This window comes from Coriobacteriia bacterium (assembly GCA_034370385.1).
Taxonomy (GTDB): Bacteria; Actinomycetota; Coriobacteriia; order Anaerosomatales; family PHET01; genus JAXMKZ01.
Genome location: JAXMKZ010000029.1, coordinates 52,554 through 72,518, shown reverse-complemented (window position 1 = coordinate 72,518; position 19,965 = coordinate 52,554). Strand labels below are relative to the sequence as shown.

At 66.0% G+C, this 19,965-nt stretch carries 19 protein-coding genes; 6 read left to right on the top strand and 13 right to left on the bottom strand.

Annotated elements, in window-relative coordinates; genetic code table 11:
• Position 1: 1 nt before the first annotated feature.
• From U1E26_06475 to U1E26_06435, 9 genes are all read right to left on the bottom strand, one after another.
• On the bottom strand, positions 2-724 hold the full coding sequence (locus tag U1E26_06475) for a respiratory nitrate reductase subunit gamma (GenBank protein MDZ4169284.1): 723 nt from the start codon (positions 722-724) through the stop codon (positions 2-4).
• 11 nt (positions 725-735) lie between these two features.
• Positions 736-975, bottom strand: a complete 240-nt coding sequence (locus tag U1E26_06470) for a sulfurtransferase TusA family protein (protein MDZ4169283.1) — start codon at positions 973-975, stop codon at positions 736-738.
• Positions 976-1,098: 123 nt separating this feature from the next.
• Positions 1,099-1,635: a DsrE/DsrF/DrsH-like family protein gene (locus U1E26_06465; protein ID MDZ4169282.1), complete on the bottom strand. Its 537-nt coding sequence runs from the start codon at positions 1,633-1,635 to the stop codon at positions 1,099-1,101.
• Complete coding sequence (locus U1E26_06460) at positions 1,632-1,967, bottom strand: metalloregulator ArsR/SmtB family transcription factor (GenBank protein ID MDZ4169281.1); 336 nt, start codon at positions 1,965-1,967, stop codon at positions 1,632-1,634. Before U1E26_06460 ends, U1E26_06465 begins: the two co-directional genes overlap by 4 nt.
• Positions 1,968-2,084: 117 nt before the next feature.
• A complete protein-coding gene (locus U1E26_06455; protein MDZ4169280.1) occupies positions 2,085-4,424 on the bottom strand; it encodes a YCF48-related protein in 2,340 nt (779 codons plus the stop codon).
• Between the two features lie 137 nt (positions 4,425-4,561).
• Positions 4,562-5,671, bottom strand: a complete 1,110-nt coding sequence (gene rsgA / locus U1E26_06450; GenBank protein ID MDZ4169279.1) for a ribosome small subunit-dependent GTPase A — start codon at positions 5,669-5,671, stop codon at positions 4,562-4,564.
• Between the two features lie 72 nt (positions 5,672-5,743).
• The gene (metW, locus tag U1E26_06445) at positions 5,744-6,388 is read right to left on the bottom strand and encodes a methionine biosynthesis protein MetW (protein MDZ4169278.1); all 645 of its coding nucleotides are present in this window, start codon (positions 6,386-6,388) and stop codon (positions 5,744-5,746) included.
• A complete protein-coding gene (locus U1E26_06440; GenBank protein ID MDZ4169277.1) occupies positions 6,385-7,668 on the bottom strand; it encodes a homoserine O-acetyltransferase in 1,284 nt (427 codons plus the stop codon). The genes metW and U1E26_06440 overlap by 4 nt, the downstream gene beginning before the upstream one ends.
• 2 nt (positions 7,669-7,670) lie before the next feature.
• Complete coding sequence (locus tag U1E26_06435; protein ID MDZ4169276.1) at positions 7,671-8,966, bottom strand: O-acetylhomoserine aminocarboxypropyltransferase/cysteine synthase; 1,296 nt, start codon at positions 8,964-8,966, stop codon at positions 7,671-7,673.
• A gap of 381 nt (positions 8,967-9,347) precedes the next feature.
• On the opposite strand from U1E26_06435, the gene U1E26_06430 reads away from it, so the two are divergent.
• A complete protein-coding gene (locus tag U1E26_06430) occupies positions 9,348-9,935 on the top strand; it encodes a flavin reductase family protein (GenBank protein MDZ4169275.1) in 588 nt (195 codons plus the stop codon).
• A 34-nt stretch (positions 9,936-9,969) separates the two neighbouring features.
• Complete coding sequence (locus U1E26_06425; protein ID MDZ4169274.1) at positions 9,970-10,368, top strand: HsmA family protein; 399 nt, start codon at positions 9,970-9,972, stop codon at positions 10,366-10,368.
• Between the two features lie 50 nt (positions 10,369-10,418).
• On the opposite strand, the gene U1E26_06420 is transcribed toward U1E26_06425, so the two are convergent.
• From U1E26_06420 to U1E26_06405, 4 genes are all read right to left on the bottom strand, one after another.
• Positions 10,419-11,696 carry an OFA family MFS transporter gene (locus tag U1E26_06420; GenBank protein ID MDZ4169273.1) on the bottom strand — a complete coding sequence of 426 codons (1,278 nt, stop codon included), beginning with the start codon at positions 11,694-11,696 and terminating at the stop codon, positions 10,419-10,421.
• Positions 11,697-11,850: 154 nt separating this feature from the next.
• Complete coding sequence (locus U1E26_06415) at positions 11,851-12,378, bottom strand: hypothetical protein (protein ID MDZ4169272.1); 528 nt, start codon at positions 12,376-12,378, stop codon at positions 11,851-11,853.
• Complete coding sequence (locus U1E26_06410; GenBank protein MDZ4169271.1) at positions 12,375-13,889, bottom strand: TrkH family potassium uptake protein; 1,515 nt, start codon at positions 13,887-13,889, stop codon at positions 12,375-12,377. Before U1E26_06410 ends, U1E26_06415 begins: the two co-directional genes overlap by 4 nt.
• A 7-nt stretch (positions 13,890-13,896) precedes the next feature.
• The gene (locus tag U1E26_06405; GenBank protein ID MDZ4169270.1) at positions 13,897-14,025 is read right to left on the bottom strand and encodes a hypothetical protein; all 129 of its coding nucleotides are present in this window, start codon (positions 14,023-14,025) and stop codon (positions 13,897-13,899) included.
• Between the two features lie 119 nt (positions 14,026-14,144).
• Here U1E26_06405 and U1E26_06400 point away from each other — a divergent pair, with 119 nt between their 5' ends.
• From U1E26_06400 to U1E26_06385, 4 genes are all read left to right on the top strand, one after another.
• Positions 14,145-14,294, top strand: coding sequence for a hypothetical protein (locus U1E26_06400; protein MDZ4169269.1), 150 nt, complete (start codon positions 14,145-14,147; stop codon positions 14,292-14,294).
• 19 nt (positions 14,295-14,313) lie between these two features.
• Positions 14,314-15,369: a hypothetical protein gene (locus U1E26_06395; protein MDZ4169268.1), complete on the top strand. Its 1,056-nt coding sequence runs from the start codon at positions 14,314-14,316 to the stop codon at positions 15,367-15,369.
• A 192-nt stretch (positions 15,370-15,561) separates the two neighbouring features.
• Positions 15,562-19,587, top strand: coding sequence for an FG-GAP-like repeat-containing protein (locus U1E26_06390; protein MDZ4169267.1), 4,026 nt, complete (start codon positions 15,562-15,564; stop codon positions 19,585-19,587).
• Between the two features lie 71 nt (positions 19,588-19,658).
• The gene (locus tag U1E26_06385) at positions 19,659-19,919 is read left to right on the top strand and encodes a tyrosine-type recombinase/integrase (protein MDZ4169266.1); all 261 of its coding nucleotides are present in this window, start codon (positions 19,659-19,661) and stop codon (positions 19,917-19,919) included.
• Positions 19,920-19,965 lie beyond the last annotated feature (46 nt).

Genomic DNA, 19,965 nt, shown 5'->3' with positions numbered 1-19,965 from the left:
GCTACTCAGAGCTCCTCACGAGGTTGGTCGCGAAGGCCCCGATGGCGTGCGTGAGCTTCGAGAACGGGAAGTAGATCAGGAACGCGTTGACGAAGAGCATGTGCCAGTTGAGCGCCCACATCTCGCCAGAACCGGCGATCTCTTCGGGCCACGCCGGCTGGAAGGCCAACACCGACTGGAACCACTCGATGTAGGTCGGGCCGTGGATGGCACCCACGAAGCGCAGGTGATCGCCCATCACGACGATGCCCAGCAGCAAGAACAGCAGGAAGTAGTCCTCCGGGGTCGACAGGTTCTTGTACGGCCCGAAGGTGCGCCGCGCGATCCAGTAGAGGACGGCGATGAGCATCACGATGCCAGCGAAGCCGCCCGAGATGCCGGCGAAGGTGGCCATGCCCTCTTCGCCCAGCACCGCGACGAGCGGCGTGAACTCGTGCACGAGCCGCAGGTGTCCGACGAACGCCGCGAGTGCGGCGAGGTGAAACGCCATCGCGGCGATCATGACGCCCGGTGCGATCTTGAAGCTCTGGGGCGCCACAAACGTATCGCGCATGAGCGCACCAAACCGCCCGGCGCCGGTCTTCGGCTTCGGATACAGCGCAAAACGGGCAGGGCTCTTCGGCGTCTTCGCCCACTGCCATGCCCTCCATGACATGCCGACTATGAACACACCAAGGCCGACATAGACACCGAGGGCAGAAGCGATGAACGAGAAGGTGTCCATGGGAACCAAGGCTATTTCACCCGCTTGACCAGGAAGACGAACTCGCTGTCGACCTTCTCGGCCTGAAGCACCTCGTTGCCCGTGGACTTGGCCCACGCCGGGATGTCAGCCATCGCTCCGGCGTCAGTCGCCACGGCGCGGATGACTCCGCCGACTTCGACTTTGCTGATGTTCTGGGAGACCTTCACCATCGGCATCGGGCACAGCAGCCCGCGCAGGTCGAGCTCAAGGTCGGGGGTGATGTCGCTCATGTGATGCTCCCTTACAGTTGAGGCCTCGCCGGCATGCGGGGCCGCCCTCGGCTCATGTCCCTCGGACACGAACCGTCGTGCTCAACGATCCAGCGCCGCAGGCTTCCGGCGCCGGGTGGTCGCCTAGATGAAGAACTGAATCTTCGAGGTCTCGGCCTCGGCGAGCATGAATCCCACACCGACCGGCTCCTGCACACCTTCCACGAAGGTGTCCTGCGGAATCTCCATGACGTCCATCGACATCTGGCAGCCGTACATGCGCACGCCCAGCATCACGGCCAGATCGCGCAGCTCCGGCAGGGTCGAGACGTTGTGAGCGCCCATCATCTTGCCAAACATCCATCTGCCCATTCCGCCGAAGCTGTACTTGCTCGGGTTCGCCTTGTCGATACCGCCGCCCTCGAACGCGCCCATGCCGAGCATCTTTCCGAAGAACGACTTCCCATGCTTGGCATCCGCTCGCTTCAGGGCCTTCAGCCCCCAGAACGTGAAGAACATGACCACGTCGAAGCCCATGGCGGCGGCCCCGGTTGCGATGATGAAGGCTCCGAAGAGCCTGTCCATGTCCCCGCTCATCACCACAAGCGTCATCTTCTTGGGCCCAGGCTCTGCCTCAGCGACCGCAGCGACCTGACTCATCTGGGCGGCGACGTCTGTCATCGTGCATCCTCCTCGGACTCAGTCTCGGACGCGCTCGCCCGGGACAACGCAGACTCCTGCATGACCTCAGTGATGAGGTCGAACGCTTGAATCAGCTTGGGATTGGCCAGCGAATAGTAGGCGTAGGCCCCCGACCGGCGAACCCGAACGACATCGTGGGCGCGCATCTTGGACAGGTGCTGCGAGAGAGTCGCCTGGGGGATGCCCGTCATCTCGACGAGCTCACCGACGGTCATCTCAGAGTCGCGAAGGGCGGCCAGGATCATCTGGCGCTTCTCGTTGGCGAGTGTCTTGCACAGCTCGGTGTGCATGCAGAAGAAACTCTGGTCCACGTCGCGTCGCCTCCGGCATGTAGGCTGGCTGTGGTGGTCGGGCGATCTTTACAATATACGCATATTCGCATATTGTAAAGATACCTTGTCCTGGGGGATCAGCCGCACCGCTTCGCCTCACTTCACGATGAATGTGAACCGCGTGCTGCTCGAAGTCTTGTAGTCGGGATGAGTGAACGTCGCTACCGCGGAGTACGTGCCGGCCGGACCCGCCTTCGTATTGGCGTAGTACACCGAGCGGCGCGGGCCGCTGCGCGGAGCGTTCACGAAGTTCTTGGCCGTCACGGTCTTGTGGACCTTCCATGCCCTCCCGACCTTGCGATAGACCACGACCTTCGTGTTCGAGTCCGCGACCGCTGGCGTGACGGTTCCGGTGATCTGCAGGAAGGCGTTGCGCTTCGCGGGGAACCCCAGCTTCGGCTTGGAGAGAGTCGCGCCGGTGCGCGCGCCGGTGAGGATCGTGCCGCCCGAGCCTACCGCCACGATGAAGTCGTTGCTGAGCGCCTTGACCCCGTGAAGCGTCATCGTGGTGCCCGACGACTGCACGCCCCACGACGAGCCCCCATCGCCCGAGCGCAGGATCGTCCCCTTCTCGCCGACGACCCAGATGCTGCCCTTGAACGACGTGGCGGAACGCAGCTGGGCGGTCGTTGGCAGCACCGCGCCACTCCACGTGGCGCCGCCGTCGGCCGTGTGCGCGATCATACCCGGCGATGTCGTGTCCACGACACGGTCGCCGGCGATGATGCCGTTCGTCGGGCTCGTGAACGCCACCCCCAAACCACGCCCGACCCCGGTCACCCCCGACAGGCGCGTCCAGGTCGCCCCACCGTCGACCGTCTTGAAGTTACTACCGCGGTACCCGGCGATGAACCCGATCGACGGCGTTGGGAACACTGCGTCGGACAACAGGTCGGGCGGCGAGTCCCTGTGCGCGGTCCAAGTCGAGCCGCCATCCGTCGTGCGAAGGATGCTGAAGTACGGCTTCGGCGGCACCGCCTGTCCGACGCGCCAGTGCTCACCCAGGATCCACCCGTCGGTCTTCGAAGTCATGCGCACGCGCCGTATGAACGTCCCGTCGTTCGGGTGCGCCTGGGGCTTCCACGTGGCACCCCCGTCGTCGGTGCGCAGGATGACGGTGGGCGCTAGGGGTGTTGCGACCGGGAAGCGTCCAACGGCCCAGCCGGTGGAGCGGTCGACGAAGTCGACACCGGTCAGAGTCGCCGACGTCGCGCCCGCGCCGACGCGCTTCCACGTCTTCGCGCCATCCGTGGTCTTGAGTACGAGGCCGCCTCCGCCCACCGCCCAACCGTGGGTCGCATCGACGAAATCCACGTCGAACAGGCCGGCCGTCGTGCCCGAAACGCGCTTCGTCCACTTCGTGGGGGGAGGCGTGTAGGTGAAGCGATACAGGCGGGTGCCAGCGGTCACCCAGACCCGCGAACCGCCCGCCGCACCGATGGAGGTGAAGTCGGCCGTGATGGCGGGGTCGGACTCGTCGGTCCACGTCACGCCTCGGTCAGGGCTCGCGAACAGTGCGCCCCCGTATCCGGCAGCGAACACCCGAGTGCCGTTGGCCCATGCCACGCCGTTGATGTGGCCGGCGAAGGCTCTCCCGAGGGCGCTCGCACGCGGCAGCGACGCCTGCGTCCACGTAGCGCCCCCGTTCTTCGTCACAAGCAGTGTCCCGTTCTGGCCCACGGCCACTCCGTGGGTCCGATCGGCAAACGCGACCCCCGTGAGGGCGCTCGGAAGACCTGACTTCTGCACCACCCAGGTCGCTCCGCCATTCGAGCTGTGCCTGATGAACCCGGCACCGCTCATGGGAATCCCGCCGACCGCCCAGACGTGCGTCGCGTCGACGGCGTCCACGGCCATTAGTTCCGGGCCGGCGACGGGCTCCACCTGCATCTCCCACGTCCTGCCTCCGTCGCGCGTGCGCTCGGTCACGCCCTGCTGGCCGACGGCCCAACCGTTCGAGGCGTCGGCGAAAGCGATCGCCTTCTTGGTGGCCCTACGCGCGAACGCCCCCATCGATCTCCACGTCACGCCCCCATCGACCGTGGAGTACGACTCGGCGTCAAAGCCGATGCCCGTGGCCCAGCCATGTGTCGCGTCGACAAACGCGATGTTGCTCACGGAGAAGCACGTCGTAAGCGCTGCTGACGAGAAGGATGTGCCGCCGTTGGTCGAGCGGTACACGCGCCCCGAAGGGAAGTTGGTGGAGCTGGGATTCGCCGGCGTATACGAGCCGCCGACGATGACTGTGTTGTAATCGAGTGCCTGTACCGAGCTCACCGAGCCCGAGAACGCCCCCAGGTTGGTCCACGTCCCCGCAGCCCCCGCCGACGCGGGAATGGCGAACAAGGCGATCGTCGCCACCGCAACCGCTACGACGAGAGCGTCGATCGTCCGCGTCGTGAAGACACCAGCCGGCGTCACGTCTTCGGTCCGCATGGACCGTCACCCCCCTTGTCGGTGCCCTTGATTGCCTCTACCCGCCCTAGAGCCCGATTACTCCGTGCGCGCGCCCCGTTTCGCCGAACGGTTCAGCGGTGATCGCACAAGAAGTCGGAGAATCGCCGATCCGAAGTCTACCTGCCGCGCCTCTTCGGCTCGGTGGTGTTGAAGCGCTTCGCGGCCTTGCTGATCACCTTGGCGGCCTGCTCTTTTTCGCGCCACGCCTTCTCGTCTTGCTTGCGAGCAACCGCTTCAAGCTCGGACGTGAGCCGCCGGTAGCTGTCGAGCCGCCGTTGCGCGAGATCGCCGCTCTCCGCGGCCGCGATGACCGCACAGCCCGGCTCCGCCTCGTGAGCGCAGTCGCGAAAGCGGCATCGCTCGGCGAGCGCCTCGATGTCAGGGAACGCCGCAGCAAGGCCGTCGGTGGCCTCCCACAGACCGATCGCCCGCATGCCCGGGGTGTCAATGACGACTCCGCCGCCCGGCAGCGCCACGAGCTCGCGGGCGACCGTGGTGTGCCGACCCTTGTCGTCGCCCACGCGAACCTCGGCCGTCGCCAGGACATCCTCGCCGATCAGCCGGTTGAGCAGCGTGGACTTGCCTACTCCCGAGCTTCCCAGGATCGCCGCAGTCACACCCAGCGGCACATGAGCGCGAACATTCTCGATCCCCTCGCCCGTCACGACGCTCTCCACGACCACGTCGACCCCGAATGCGACCTCTTCGGCGATCGTCCGCTGCTCATCGGCGATGTCCGTCAGGTCGGATTTCGTGAGCACCACCACGGGGCGCGCGCCCGACTCCCACACCAGCACGAGTTCGCGCTCCAGGCGCGAGATGTTGATGCCGCTGCCGGAGAGTGACTGCACGACGAAGACGAGGTCGACGTTGGCGATGATCACCTGCTCGCCCGTCTGCTCGCCGGGATCTTTGCGCGTGAAGGCCCCATGGCGGGGCAGAATCGCCTCGATGATCGGCATGTCGTGGGTATCCGGCCGGGCAAGCGCCACCCAGTCGCCCACGACGACCCTGCTGAACGCATCATCGGCTGACTTGAGCAGATGCATCGCCGGCTCAGCGCGCTCGAGCCCGCGCTCACTGGCGACGAGCGGCAGCCCGCGGTCGACGCGCGCCACCCGGGCGGCAAAGAGCCCCTGCTCGATGAGCGGCGCGAAGAGAGCGCGCTCACGATCCGTGTATCCGAGTCCCACCAAGTCCGTGGGAAGTGCGTAGTCGTCGCTCATGGGGGACAGGATACCCCTACACGGAGGGTCGTCGGCACGGGATCGGTCGATTCCACCTGGACGTGCTTGCACTCAAGCGCGCGGGGTCGCGTGCGGCGAGGCTGGCCGGACCACCGCGACCGCCGTGTCTGCGAGCAGGTTCGGCCACACGCTCACGGTGCGCACCTCCGCACGGCGCCACCCCTCGGTGAGGAGCGCGATCTCGCGCTCGATCTGGCCACCATTGGATGCCACGAAGTCGCGGAAGTCGTGGATAGTCGTGTGGTGGATGTTCGGCGTGTCGTACCAGGTGTAGGGAATCGAACTGGAGACCGGCATCCGGCCCTTCAGAGCGAGGTACCCACGGACCCTCCAGTGGCCGAAGTTCGGGAAAGACACCACGCCTCGTCGCCCCACACGCAGCATCTCGCGCAAGACGAACGCGGGGCGGCGAACAACCTGCAGGGTCTGCGAAAGGATGACGACGTCGAAGCTCGCATCGGGATAGGCGAACAGCCCATCATCGAGATCGGCCTCCACCACCGACAACCCCTGCGCCAATGCCGCGGCGATGTCGGTGTGATCGAGCTCGATACCGCGCACCGCGCACCCGCGCACGTCGCGAAGGTGCGCGATCAGGGAGCCGTCCCCGCATCCCAGATCCAGCACGCGACTGCCCTCGGGCACTACCTCGGCCACGAGGCGCAGGTCGGCGCGCAGATATGCAGCCGCGCTCACGCCGACTCACCCCCGCTCGGCGCGGTGCCTCGAGCACGCTCAAGCGCCAGCGCTTGCTCGAGGAACGGCTCCACGAACGCGTGTTGCGCCTGCGGTTCCAGCAGGAACGCGTCGTGGCCGTAGGGTGAGCCGATCTCGGCGAAACTGACCTCGGCGCCTGCGGCCGACAGCGCATCGACGACCTCGCGAGCCTGGTACGTCGGGAAGAGCCAGTCACTGGAGAAGGACAGGACGAGGAAGCGAACCGGACTGGCTGCCAGCGCCTCGCCGAGCGACGAGGCGCCCTCGCACAAGTCGAAGTAGTCCATGGCCTTGGTCATGAAGAGATAGGTGTTCGCGTCGAAGCGCTCGGTGAAACGCTTGCCCTGGTAGGCGAGGTAGCTCTCCACCTCGAACTCGGTCACGAACTCGAAGGCGAAGCCGTCACGCCCGCGCAGGCGGCGGCCGAACTTCTCGTGCATGGACTCGTCCGACAGATAGGTGATGTGCCCGATCATGCGAGCGACGGCCAGCCCGTGGCGCGGCACCGTGCCCGTAGCGTAGTAGCGACCAGCCGCAAACGCCGGATCGCCCAGAATGGCCGCACGGCCCACTTCGTTGAAAGCGATCGCCTGAGCACCCAGGCGCCACGTAGTCGCGATCGCGACGCACGCGCCCACGCGCGCGGGGTAGCGCTTCGCCCAAGCGAGCGCCTGCATGCCGCCCATAGACCCACCTGCGACAGCCAGCAGTCGCTCGATGCCGAGCTCATCAAGAAGCCGCGTCTGCACGTCGACCATGTCCTCGATGGTGACCACCGGGAAGTCGAGGCCATGCGGTTCGCCGGTCGCGGGGTTCGTGCTGCCGGGCCCGGTCGTGCCCGAGCAGCCACCCAGGACGTTGGCGCACACGATGAAGTACCGATCCGTGTCGAACGCCTTGCCCGGGCCGACCATCGGGTCCCACCAGCCGGGTCTGACCGATCCCTCTGAAGCGGCATCGGGGTCACCGGTGGCGGAGTCAGGCGGCGCCCATTCGGGGCCGTCCTCGCTGCGCCATCCCGCCGCACGGGCATCGGCTTCGCGCCAGCCGGCGACATGGGCGTCGCCGGACAGCGCGTGGCACAGCAGGATCGCGTTATCGCGACCCGGCGACAGCTCGCCGATCGTCTCGTACGCGATGTTGACCTCCGGCAGCGTCACGCCGGAGGCCAGCGCCACGTCGGTGAGGGTGATCGACCGCGCCGAGACGACGCCGGCGTTGCCGACGACATCCCACGGGCCCGTTGTGCCAGCGGCCACCATCACGCCCGCGCAAGCGCCTGATCGAGGTCGGCCAGGATGTCTTCGACCGCCTCGATCCCAACTGACAGGCGCACGAAGTCCTCGCCGATGCCCGCCCGCTCGAGCTCGTCGCCTGACAGCTGCGAGTGCGTCGTGGACGCCGGGTGGATCACGAGCGATTTCGCGTCCCCGACGTTGGCCAGATGGCTGAAGAGCTCCACCGAGTCGATGAGCGTCCGTCCGGCGTTCAGGCCGCCCTTGAGTCCGAACACGACGACACCGCCGTAGCCGTTGGACAGGAACCGATCCGCGTTCGCCTTGGTCGGATGCGACTCCAGACCCGGGTACGCGACCCATCCCACCTTCGGATGCGTCTCGAGGTAGCGGGCGACCGCCAAGGCGTTGTCACAGTGACGCTGCACGCGCAGCGAAAGCGTCTCGACCCCCAGCAGGAACTGCTGCGCGTTGAACGGCGACAAGGACGCACCGAAGTCACGCAGGAGGTTCACGCGCGCCCGGATGGCGAAGGCGACGTTGCCCAGCCCCGGGAAGTCGCCGAACGTCTCGGCAAACTTGAGGCCGTGGTAGCTCGCGTCCGGCTCCGTGAAGAACGGATGCCGCCCGGCGCCCCAGTCGAAGTTGCCGCCGTCGACGAGGATGCCGCCGATGCTCGTGCCGTGGCCGCCGAGCCACTTCGTGAGCGACTCGATGGCAACCGCCGCACCGTGCTCGAACGGGCGGCACAGATACGGCGTGGCGAACGTGTTGTCGACGAACAGCGGAACGCCGAGCGAGCGACTGGCCTCAGCCAGACCCGCAAGGTCAGGAACGTCAAGGCGCGGGTTGCCGATGGTCTCGACGAACCAGGCACGCGTGGTGTCGTCGGTGACAGCCGCGAACCCGTCAGTGTCGGTCGTCTCGACGAAGCGCACCTCGATGCCCAGACGCCGGAACGTGTGCAGGAAGATGTTCCACGTGCCGCCGTAGAGCGACGTCGACGCGACGATCGAGTCGCCCGCGCCGGCCACGTTCAGCAGCGCGAGCACCTCGGCGGCATGGCCCGATGAGACCGCGAGCGCTGCCGTTCCGCCGTGAAGGGCGGCGACGCGCTGCTCGAGCACATCGTTCGTGGGATTCATGATGCGCGAGTAGATGTTGCCGAACTCACGCAGGCCGAACAGCGCGGCGGCATGATCGGTATCGCGGAAGTTGTAGGCGGCCGTCTGGTAGATGGGCACGGCACGCGAGCCGGTGGTGGGGTCAGGTGCTGCCCCGCCATGAACGGCGAGGGTGTCGAAACGGTGGGAGGAGCTCATGGTCTGTTCCGCCTTTCAGGCATTCGCTGTGAGGGAGATGATTCCCGACTGACCACCAAGTTCAGTCGGCCGAAGGCCGCCCGAGCCCGGCGCGCACGCCGACAGACCCGGGCCGGGTCATCATCATGTCCATCATCATCGCGAATGCGCTGAGGTAGACCATCGCTTCTCTCCACACCTCCGTTCGCAGAATCGCGCCCCACGAGCTCGCGGGGACGTTGCTGTAGTGCTCGGAGTCTAGGGAGCGGCGGGCGGGGGCGCAAGAGCCCGAACCGCACGTTCTTGGTGAGCGTTGCGAAACCGACCGCCAACGGCCGTACGGCACCATCGGGCGCTGCGCTATGCTCCGAAAGGACGAAGGCCGACTCAAGAGGAGCCCCCGTGAAGAAGACCATCGGTGCCGTTGACCGCCTGTTCCCGATGCCGTGCCCCCTCGTCGTGGGTGGGACCCTCGAAAACGCTGATGCCCTAGCGGTGGCGTGGATCAACATCGTCGCCTCGACGCCTCCCACCATTGCGATGGGCTTGCGCGAGTCACGGCGCACGCTGGAGCTCATCCGCGAATCGGGCTCCTTCACCGTCAACATCCCGACGTCGGCGATGGCGCCCGTGGTCGACTACTTCGGCATGGTCTCCGGTCGCACCGCCGACAAGTTCGCCGTCACAGGGCTGACTCTCTCGCCATCCGAGCTGGTGGAGGCACCGATCATCGACGAGTGCCCGTACAACCTCGAGTGCCGCGTCACCCACGAGGTAGAGGTCGGCAGCTACGTCGTCGTGTTCGGCGAAGTGCTGCAGGCGCACGCCGAGGAAGCGGTGCTGACCGACGGAGACCAGGTAGACATCGCAGCCCTCGACCCCCTCATCTACATCGCGGGCGCACGCGAGTACCGCCGGGTGGGCGAGAAGGTCGCCGACGCCTTCAGCGTGTGGAAGAACGTCGCACCCGAAGAGCTGAAGGCGCGCTGACGCGCCGGCCCCGTTCGCGCTACCCTACAGTCCCATGCCACGCGAACTCATCGTCCCTGCCATCATCATGTCGCTCGCCTTCGTGTTCTACACGACGGGCGTCTGGGCCGAGCGTGCGGCGCGCGACCTCAAGACGTGGCACGTCGTGATGTTCTGGCTCGGCATCGTGTGCGACTCGGTCGCCACCGAGATGATGTTTCGCATGCTGGTGGCGAATGGCGGGGTGAGTGACTGGAGCCACACCCTCACGGGGGCGGCGGCGCTCGGCCTCATGGCTGTGCATGCGATCTGGGCCACGTGGACTCGGTGGCGCGGCAGCGAGTCCGCGCGGCGCGGCTTTCACCGCTACAGCGTCGCCGTGTGGGCGGTCTGGCTCATCCCCTACCTGGGCGGCATGATCGCGGGCATCATGCGTGGGTCCGGCGGGGCGTGATGCGCGACCGTCGGCTGCTCATCATCTGTCATCCACGTGCCGTGCAGTGATTAGGCCGCCCGCCGTACGCCTTCCGATATCGTCACCGGCATCGCCCGCGGGCTCGGCGGCTTGGTGACCATCGTGAGCCCCGCAGCGACGATGCACAGCGCCGCCGCAATCGCGTACGACACGCCATAGGTGCCCGTCGAGTCCACTATCGTGCCCGCGGTCATCGAGCCGAAGACACCGCCGACGCCCCACGCCGTGAAGACGAGTCCGTAGTTGACGCCCAGGTTCTTCGTCCCGAAGAAGCCGGCTGTGGTCGAGGGGAAGAGCGACAGGTTCGCGCCGTAGCTGAAGCCGACGAGCGCCGCGACTGGAATCAGGGTCATCGGGGTCGCCGAGAACGCCAGCGCCCCCATCATGAGCGCCTGCAAGACGAAGACCGCGAACATGGTGCGGATGCCTCCGATGCGGTCCGCCGCCACGCCCGCCACAACCCGTCCGCTGGCGTTACCGACGGCCAAGACCGCAACCAGTGCAAAGCCCAGATCGATCGACGTCAGCTGAGCGGCCGCGATCTTCGCCATGTGTCCGATGATCATCAGGCCCGCGAACGAAGAGCACGCGTACATGAGCCACATGAGGGCGAACTGCCGAGTCTTGATCATGTCGCGCCACTCGTAGTCGTCGAGCGCGGCAGCAGCTGCTCTCGCGTCAGCTTTCGCACCAGCGGCTGCGGGAAGATAACCGGCCGGAGGGTTGTTGAGCAGCTGTGCCAGACCGATGGTCGTCACGAGGAACACCCCGCCCAGCACACGGAACGTGCCCGACACGCCCTGCTCGTTCAGAAGCCACGTGGTGATGGGCGCGATGTAGACGCTCGCCAGACCGAAGCCGGCCACGACGATACCGGTGATGAGCCCCTTGCGCTGCGGGGGGAACCACTTGACCGCCGCAGGGGTGGCCGCTGCGTATCCGAGCCCGATACCCAGACCCGTGAGCAGACCGAAGCCGAGAATGATCGGTGCGGCGTTGGTCGCAGTGCCGAAGCTCGCGACGATGAGCCCGAGACCGCACAGCGCGCCACCTACCGACGCGACGAGACGCGGCCCGAGCTTGTCTTGCGCCCGGCCTGCAAACACCATTGCGACGGCGAAGACCCCGACTCCAAGCGCGTACGGCAGGCTCGCCTGACCCGACGACCAGCCCCAGCCGCCCTCAGCCAGCGGCTTCGACAGCGTCTTGGCGATGACGCTCCAGGAGTAGAGGACTCCCAGCGCGAGGTTGATGCCCAGGCCAGCGGCCGTGACAATCCAGCCGCGTGCGGCAGACGTGCGCGTCATTGACGTACCTCCGTGTTCGCAACCCACCCTTGCGCACGGATCCGTCTCGTCACGGCCCGTACGTAGTACAGCATCGCATTATCAGGCCGCAGCGCGTAGCCGTCGAACCACAAAACGGTGAGCGGCAACCCCGCGGCGGGAAACGGCGGTTTCTCTACAGGTAGGTGCGACGCTTCAGTCGACGGTACTGGGCCAAGAGCACGAGCGCCACGATGCCGACTGCGGCGGCCAGAGCGCCCTTGAGCGGATGGAGGGCGTGCGGGACGCTCTCGCCTTGATCGAGGATCTCGATCTTGCTCGCGTGTATGTCCAGGTCCCCGCCATGCTCGTCGCACGCCGAATTCAGCGTCCCGCCCACGAGGACCGTGGCACCCCGTTGTCGGTACTCGCCAAACCGCTCGATGGCAGCAGCATCCTCGGCCTCGACGACCACTCCGATCGCCACCCCTCCACCAAGCAGGTTCAACCAACGCTTGCCACGTGGAGCCGACAGGGCCTCTCCGATCGCCTCTCCCTGCACGACAACGCGCACCCCATCTTGTGCAAGCCCGAGTTCGACCGCTTCAGCAGGTGTCAGCGCGCCGGGGGTCATGGCTACTGGCTCGACCCCCTTGATGGCCATCGCCTGCGCGGGTATGCAGGTGATGGCCAGCGCGAACATGACGGTCACGGCCGCCTTCACGAAGCCACCCCGCGGTGTGGCTTGACGGCGAGCAGAACGGCGACGACCAGAGCTATGAGCGACAAGAACTCAAGGCGCCCCGACCACATCTGCACTATGTAGAGCACCTTCAGGCCGGTGGGCATCATCGGTCCCGTGATCCCCACGGACAGTCCCACGTTAGCCGCCGCGGAGACCGACTCGAAGATGGCGGCGGCGGGATCATAGCCGTAGGCCGCACCTATGACACCACCCGAGATGTAGCTCACCGCGTAGAGCGTGAAGTAGGTGAAGGCGCTCGCAGTGATCTCGGGTGTCACGAAGCGCTCGACAAGGTGGTGGAAGCGCACGCGAACGACGGCCGACCGCGGTGACAGCGCCTGCTTCACCGACAGCACCACCGAAGACAGCATCAGGCCGATGCGCAACGACTTGATGCCTCCGGCGGTCGAGGACACCATGCCACCGAAACCCATCGCAAGCACGATGGCGAAGATCGCGGCACCGCCCATCTGCGACCACTGGCCGGGGTACACGGTCATAAGCCCGGTGCCCGAGTTCGCGGAGATGATGTGGAACACGCCCTTGCGCCACAGCTCGGCATCCGTGCTGAGGAGGCTGCTCGCACCGAACGAGATCGCCACGAGGCCGACGCATATGGCGATGTTGGCCGCGAGCGTCTTGGCCTCGATGTTCTTGAACACCTCGAGGCGGTCACCGCGCCACAGGTCTGCATGAAGGCTGAAGTTGAAGGTCCCGGCAAGCATCAGCATGAGCAGGCCGGCCTCAAGGTAGGGGTTGTGGTAGTACAGCGCGTTTTGCGACTGGGGTCCGAATCCGCCGGTGTCAAAGGCCGCCATCGTGAGCCAGAATCCGTGTAGGAAGCCCCGCACGGCACCCATGCCCGAGAACCAGTTGATCACACTGAGGACCGTCGTACCGAACGTCACCCAGACGGCGGTGACGAACCAGATGAAGCGCGCGGTGTGGAGCACGTTGGGCAGAATGCGCTCGTCGCGCCCCTCGGCCATGTACAGCGAGATCGCGCCCCCTTTCATCGCGAGGGCGAGCGAGATCGCGGCCACGATGATGCCCTGCCCCCCGATGAGGTGGGTCAGGTGTCGCCACATGTTGTGCGCATGCGCCATGTGGTCGAGGTCCTGCACCACGGTGAGCCCCGACGTGGTGAACCCTGACATCGCGTCGAAGAGCGCGTCCAAGTACGAGCCGTAGTTGCCGGACAGCGCCAGGGGAACAGCCCCGACCAGCGCTGCGAAGAGCCACGCAAGCGAGGAGATGAGAAGTGATTGCCGGTTCGAGATCTGCGGGGAGGTCACGTCGGCCAGCATGAGAGCGACGCCGATCGTCCCCGCAAGGGCGGCTCCAATGAAGTAGTCGAGCGCAGGTCCCCACTCGCCCAGCACGAGGGCCGTCCCAAGAGGCAGCAACATGGTCAGCGCCACGCCTACGACGAGCATCCCCAGGTAGTGGGCGATACCTCGCACCTCGGCGAGCGTGAAGCGAACCCACACGGCGCCGCTACCCCGCCAGCCGAAGGATGCCGAACGACATACCAGCAAGGAAGATGAGGTACGCAGCGAAAATGGCGACTTCAAAGATGAAGCCGCTCACCCAGTGTCGATAGGGACTGCCGTACCGCCGCTCCATCGATCCTCCCTGCTCACGTGTCGCGCATCAGCATACCAGTGTGTCCGCTCGGTTGCGTGCGTCGACAACTCCACCGATACTCACAAGGGGAAGTCGTCAGGCACACAGGGAGGTTCGCTGTGGATCCGCTCATGCCGGTCCAGCCAAAACGGGAGAACCGCTGGGCAGCGTGGGGTGCGGATCTCCTCCGCGGACTGGCCATCGGGCTGGGCATCTACGTGGTCTGGGTGGTTCTGCACGCACTCCTGTTCGGGATTCTCGGCGACTAGGGTGCCCATGGATGCAGACGTGGGCCACGATTCCCCCGACGCGTCTGGATTCGTACTGTTCAAGCTCCACGACTACCGCATCAACGCGTTCTGCCCCGGCGACCGACGCTCGGGTGAGCTCCTTGATCGACTTCACGCGAGTCCGGGACGAGCGGCTCGTTTCGCGTCCACCCTGCTGCGGGCCGCCCCGCCTAGCGGACGCGTCCTTGCGGCCATTCGGCCCGTGCCCAAAGCGTGCCGCGAAGGCTATCAGGAGTTGCTCAAGGCCCTCGGTGAGTTCCTCGACCACGACGTCGTCGCGTACGCGTCCACGCTCAACGAAGACGTGAGCTGGTCCATCACGGCGGTGCAGCAGCGGTCGCAAACCGTCTTCGTCACGGCTCGAACGTATGGGCGTCAGGCACTCGCCGACCAGGCACGGTTCCTCGAGGACCTGCACCGGCATCGCCCCGCAGGGATAGTCGCGCCCGAGGCCTTCGCCATCGGCGAGTCCGTCGGCCGGTGGACGATGCTCGCACTGACCGACGTTGCGAGCGTCGGCGGAAACGGCGAGCACTCGATCGACGAACTCCTCCCCTTCCTCGCCGAACTTCGCGCCCTGAGCGAGCGTGAGGTCGGCTACACCGAGGCGATAGCGGCGCTCGATGCGTGCTTCGGCGAGGGGACGGATGGCGCGCGCGACCTGCTAGCCCGTGCGGTGGAGGGCTCGCCGGACGCTCGCCTGACGCTGTGCCGGGCGCACGGTGACTTCGTGCCATGGAACATGCAGCTGCGTGGCGATCAGCTGTGGCTATGGGACTGGAATCGCGCCATGGATAGCGCGCCGTGGCCCTTCGACGCGATCCACTACTGCTTTCAGTCGCGGCGACATCGTGATGGCGAAACGCCAGAACAGGCTCTGCGCGGCACAGAGGAAGATCTCGCGCGGCTGGCGGAACGCCTAGGCGTGTCGGGCTCGGAGACTGAGGTGCGCCGAACGCTGATGGTGTACACGGCCTACCGGCTGGCCAACGAGCACCGTATCGAGAACGTCGGCGACGACACACGCTGGCTCGCGGCGCACGTCGGGAAGTGAGGCTCGGTCCTCCGCAGGCAGACCCCTGTTTCGCACAGAGGGGACGTACTCCCGTTCGGGATTCTCGGGAACTAGGGTGTACGTGGCCCCATTAAGGTCCCTGAACCCACATGAGCACCAGTAAACGGCGGAACCATGGGATAATTCGCCGCGAGCCGGGGAGGGCCATTGTCAAGCAAGGGGGAGCACCGAGTGTCATCGTTGAAGCGCGCGCTGGCTTGGGTGCTCGCGTGCGCTTCCGCCTCGTGCGCAGTGGTTCTGATGGTCTTGGGAGGTCCGCCCGCACCTGACTTGGTTTCCGCGACCGCCGGCCACTTGGAGAATCGTCTCGAGTGGTGCGCTGTCTCAGGGGCTTCCCGCTACGTCGTGTACCGTGCCGGACCGGGCGAGAAGGCGTTTCGCAAGGCGGCCGTGACGTCCTCGACGCACTACGTCGACCCAGTGCCAGAGACGGCCCTTGGGGTCTACCGCTACCGAGTCGCCGCAGCTTCAGGCGTATTGGTCGGCGACCGGGGCCCGGTGGTCAGAAACGACGACATCTGGATCACGAAGCTGGCCTCAGCGTCCTCGCCCACCGAGATCATCGCGGCGAACGGTGAGGTGCTCCTGCGCGTGCCTGCACGTGCACTCGCGAGCGCCACACGCCTCACGATCGAGGAGCGTGTAGCGGGGTCGACAGGCTGCTCCTCGACGGCTTTCATGACGCCCGCCCTCGACTTCGGACCTGACGGAACCGTGTTCCGGAAGCCCGTCGAGCTGGAGATCGCCTACCGCGTCAACGGCGGGGAGCTGTTCGAAGAGAACTGGCTTGCGCGAACCGCGCGCCTCCACCTGAGGAATGAAACCGGCTCAAGATGGGACCGCCTCGGCGTCGACGTGACCCTCGACACAGAGCGCGACGTTGCAATGGCCCAGCTCGACCACTTCTCAACGTACGCCGTAGGCTACACTTCGATGCCGCACGGGCGGTACACGGAGGGCTCTCGCTCATGCAAGGCGTGCCACAGCTCCCACGATGCCATGGCGAGTCCCGCGCTGGCACGCGCGAGGTTCGATGAGTGCTTCTATTGCCACGGGAACGCGAGTGCATCGAGCCCTCCGGCCGGCGCCCACGGTTCGAACGTCCAAGCTGAGTTCATCGCCTGCGACGACCAGGCGCCGGACGTGTTCGACGACTCGTGGCACCCCTTCGTCGAGGAGACGCTCGACTGCGGCAGCTGTCACGAGGTCCACAACGACCCGTCCGTGAACCCCAAGCTCCTCTTCAACTGGCAGTCCGATGGCTCGAAGACATATCCGACCGCCGCGGCCGGTGGAGCCAAGAATCCCTTCTGTTTCGGGTGTCATGGATCGTTCCGCAACGCCTACATCTCCGATTCGCTCTACTACTCCAAGTCCGGGGGCGACCACCAGACCATCTACACCGGCCCCCATGCCGACTTGGCGTGGACGCCATCGGCGACGGTCGACGCCACGTGCCAGATCACCCCGTCCAGTGGCAGCGGCATCCAATGCCTTGTGTGCCACCAGCGTCACGGCGCGAAAGGGGCCGACTACCTGAATGCCTACGCCCTCGGAGCCGGCGCCCAGGACGCGGAACTGTGCTACCGATGCCACGGCTCGTCTGGAGATGCGAACACGTGGAACGGGCGCTTCATCGAGCGCGAATTCGCCCGCGCGAGCTCGCACGACATCTCCGGCACGACAGGAGCCGCGCTGTACTGTGCGAGCTGCCACAACTCACACACCGTCACGACGGGCACCGCCGAGTGGTCGCTTGGGCGCATGAGCGATCCGGACAATACCGTTAACACGCCGGCTAGCGTCGGGCAGTTCTGTTTGCGGTGCCACGACGGCAGTCCTCCGTCCAAGACACTGAACACCACGACCGTTGTGCCGTACACCGTGATTTTCCCGTCGGTTACCGCCACCTTCTTCCCGGGCTGGGACAAGTCCCCGATGACGACCGGCGGCCACTACGCCGTCTCGGGTGCAGGCGACACGAGTGTCGGCTGCGACAACTGCCACGATCCGCACGGCTCTGACAACGCGCGGCTTACGGCGTTCTCAGGTGGGCACTTCCCGCCCGTGTCGCGCCAGAACAGCGCGATCAGCCGCGAAGAGCGTCTGTGCTTCGGGTGCCACGGCTCCCGGAGCTCGTGGACCTCGTGCGACACGGGATGCCACGCATACATGCCTGACATCCAGACCGTCACGAATCAGGTGCCGGGCACCCAGCCGGACTGGTACAGTCGCCGGGTCGGCGGCGACACGGACATCACATACTCGGTCGCAGTTTCGGATATCGACAACGACGGGGATCTCGACATCGTGTCCGGGTCGAGGACTGGCGAGGTCTACGTCTATAAGAACTCCGCAAGCGGCTCTGTGTGGACCACGGTCACCGCGTTCACAAGCACCCTTCAGATCACCTCGGTCGCAATCGGTGACATCGACAACGACGGCGACCGGGACATAGTTCTCGGCGTGAGCGGCTCTGGGGCCAGCGTGCTGTGGTTGGACAACACGGCTGGCGACGGCAGCGCATGGTCGTCGAATGTTGTCATAACGTCCGGCTCAGGCGTTTCGGCCCACAGCGTCGCCGTGAGCGACTTCGATCGCGACGGGGACCTTGACATCGTCTCGGGACGGAATGACGGCAATATCCTCGTGCACAGCAACGCCGGAAACGGCGCAGCGTGGAACCACACCCTGGTGCACTCGGCCGGAGGCGCCATCCGAAGTCTTGCGGTGGGCGCGATCGACGGGGACATCGACATAGACATCGCGTCGGTAGGAGACGATCAGCGGGTGCGCTGGCACAGCAACCCCGCGATCGGTGGAGGCGGCTGGTCGACCGTGACGGTCGCCTATCCGCAGATCAGCCTGTGGTCCGTGGCCATTGGGGACATCAACGGTAGCGGCGACAACGATATCGTGGTCGGAGGGGGTTGGAAGGGGACCTCGCCCCAAGGCTACCCGATCTACTGGTACGACAACACAGCCGGTGACGGTAGCACCTGGACGACGCAGACGGTGGGGTGGGGCCCCGGCCAGAACAACTCGGCGGCTGTCGCCGATATCGACGACGATGGCGACCTGGATGTCATCTACGCCTCAGGGTCGCAAGTCAGCTGGAACGAGAACGCATCCGGCGACGGCTTGGTGTGGGCAGGCCATGCGATTTCTTCTCCGGGTGGCACGGTATACGGAGTGCGCGCGGCCGATATCGACGCGGATGGGTACACCGATGTCGTATCTGGGTCAGGCACATGGGGATCGGTCGGGCATACGCACGTTCACGAGAACCGTGTGTTCGACCTCAAGACCGGCGTGCATCCCATAGGCACGTACAGCAACCGCCACTCCGACGTGGAGACCGCGGGCGCCTTCGGCGTGGGCAACCGGCACGTCGAGTGCGTCGACTGCCACGAGGTGCACACGACCCGGCGCGGCAACCATGTGCCCGGAGAGAGCACCGCCGGGGCGGTCTTCTGGGGCAGCACCGGCGTGCGACCTTCGTCGTGGCCAGCCGCATGGACGACCCCCACAGGCTACGTGGCTGAGAAGTTCGACGGCCAGTCGACCGACTACGAGGCCTATGTCTGCTTCAAGTGCCACAGCGGTTACACCACGCTCCCTACGACGGGCGGGTCCGGTGGGTACGGCGCCACGGATGCCGCACGGGAGTTCAACCCCAACAACGCCTCCTACCACGCGGTGGTCGGTACGAGCAAGGCCAGCTCGGCCGGCGGCTACCTCAACGGCTGGACCCCCACGTCGCGAATGACGTGCTCCGACTGTCACACCACGAACCTCACCGGCGGTGCCCCCAAGGGGCCGCACGGCTCGGCATACCCGTTCATCCTGAAGGGCTCGTGGAGCGCAACGGTCACTCCGGACAACTACACGACATCGCTCTGCGGGATGTGCCACGACCTGAGCACGACCGGTTTCGCCAAGCCGGGAGGAGCGGATCCGAATCTCCACTTCTCGACGACGGGCGCGGGAGGTCTGCGACACCGCTACACCCCTTGCGTCTACTGTCACAGCCAGATTCCGCACGGCTTCAACCGCGCCCACATGGTCGTCTACTCCACGGAGGCGACCCCCTATTCGCAAGCAAGCGCGACCTACGGCATCACGAGCTACGCGCACCCCGCAAGCGGCAACTACAGCAAGGCGAGCTGCGGTACCGCCTCGACCGAGTGTCATTAGCCTCCAGCCCGTGCTCCGAACGCCACAGCAGGGGTTAGCGTCGGTCCGGCACCGCCTGCCCGAATGGGCCTTTGGACATCGACGAGATTGATGCGCCTACAGCAACCCTAGCCGAGGGGATCGGCATCACGGGAGTTCGCTTCCATGACCTCAGGCACGGACACGCCACGATGCTGCTGCGGCAGGGATTCGCCCCACACGTCGTCTCGCGCCGTCTGGGGCACTCAGACCCTGCGACCACCCTGCGCATCTATGCGGGCGTTCTACCTGGCCAGGAACGGGAAGCCGCGGATGCATTTGCGGAATCGCTCAGACGGGCGTCTGAGGGATGAACCGGCTCACTCCTCGCCGTCATCCACATTCGCCCTTTCCTGCTTT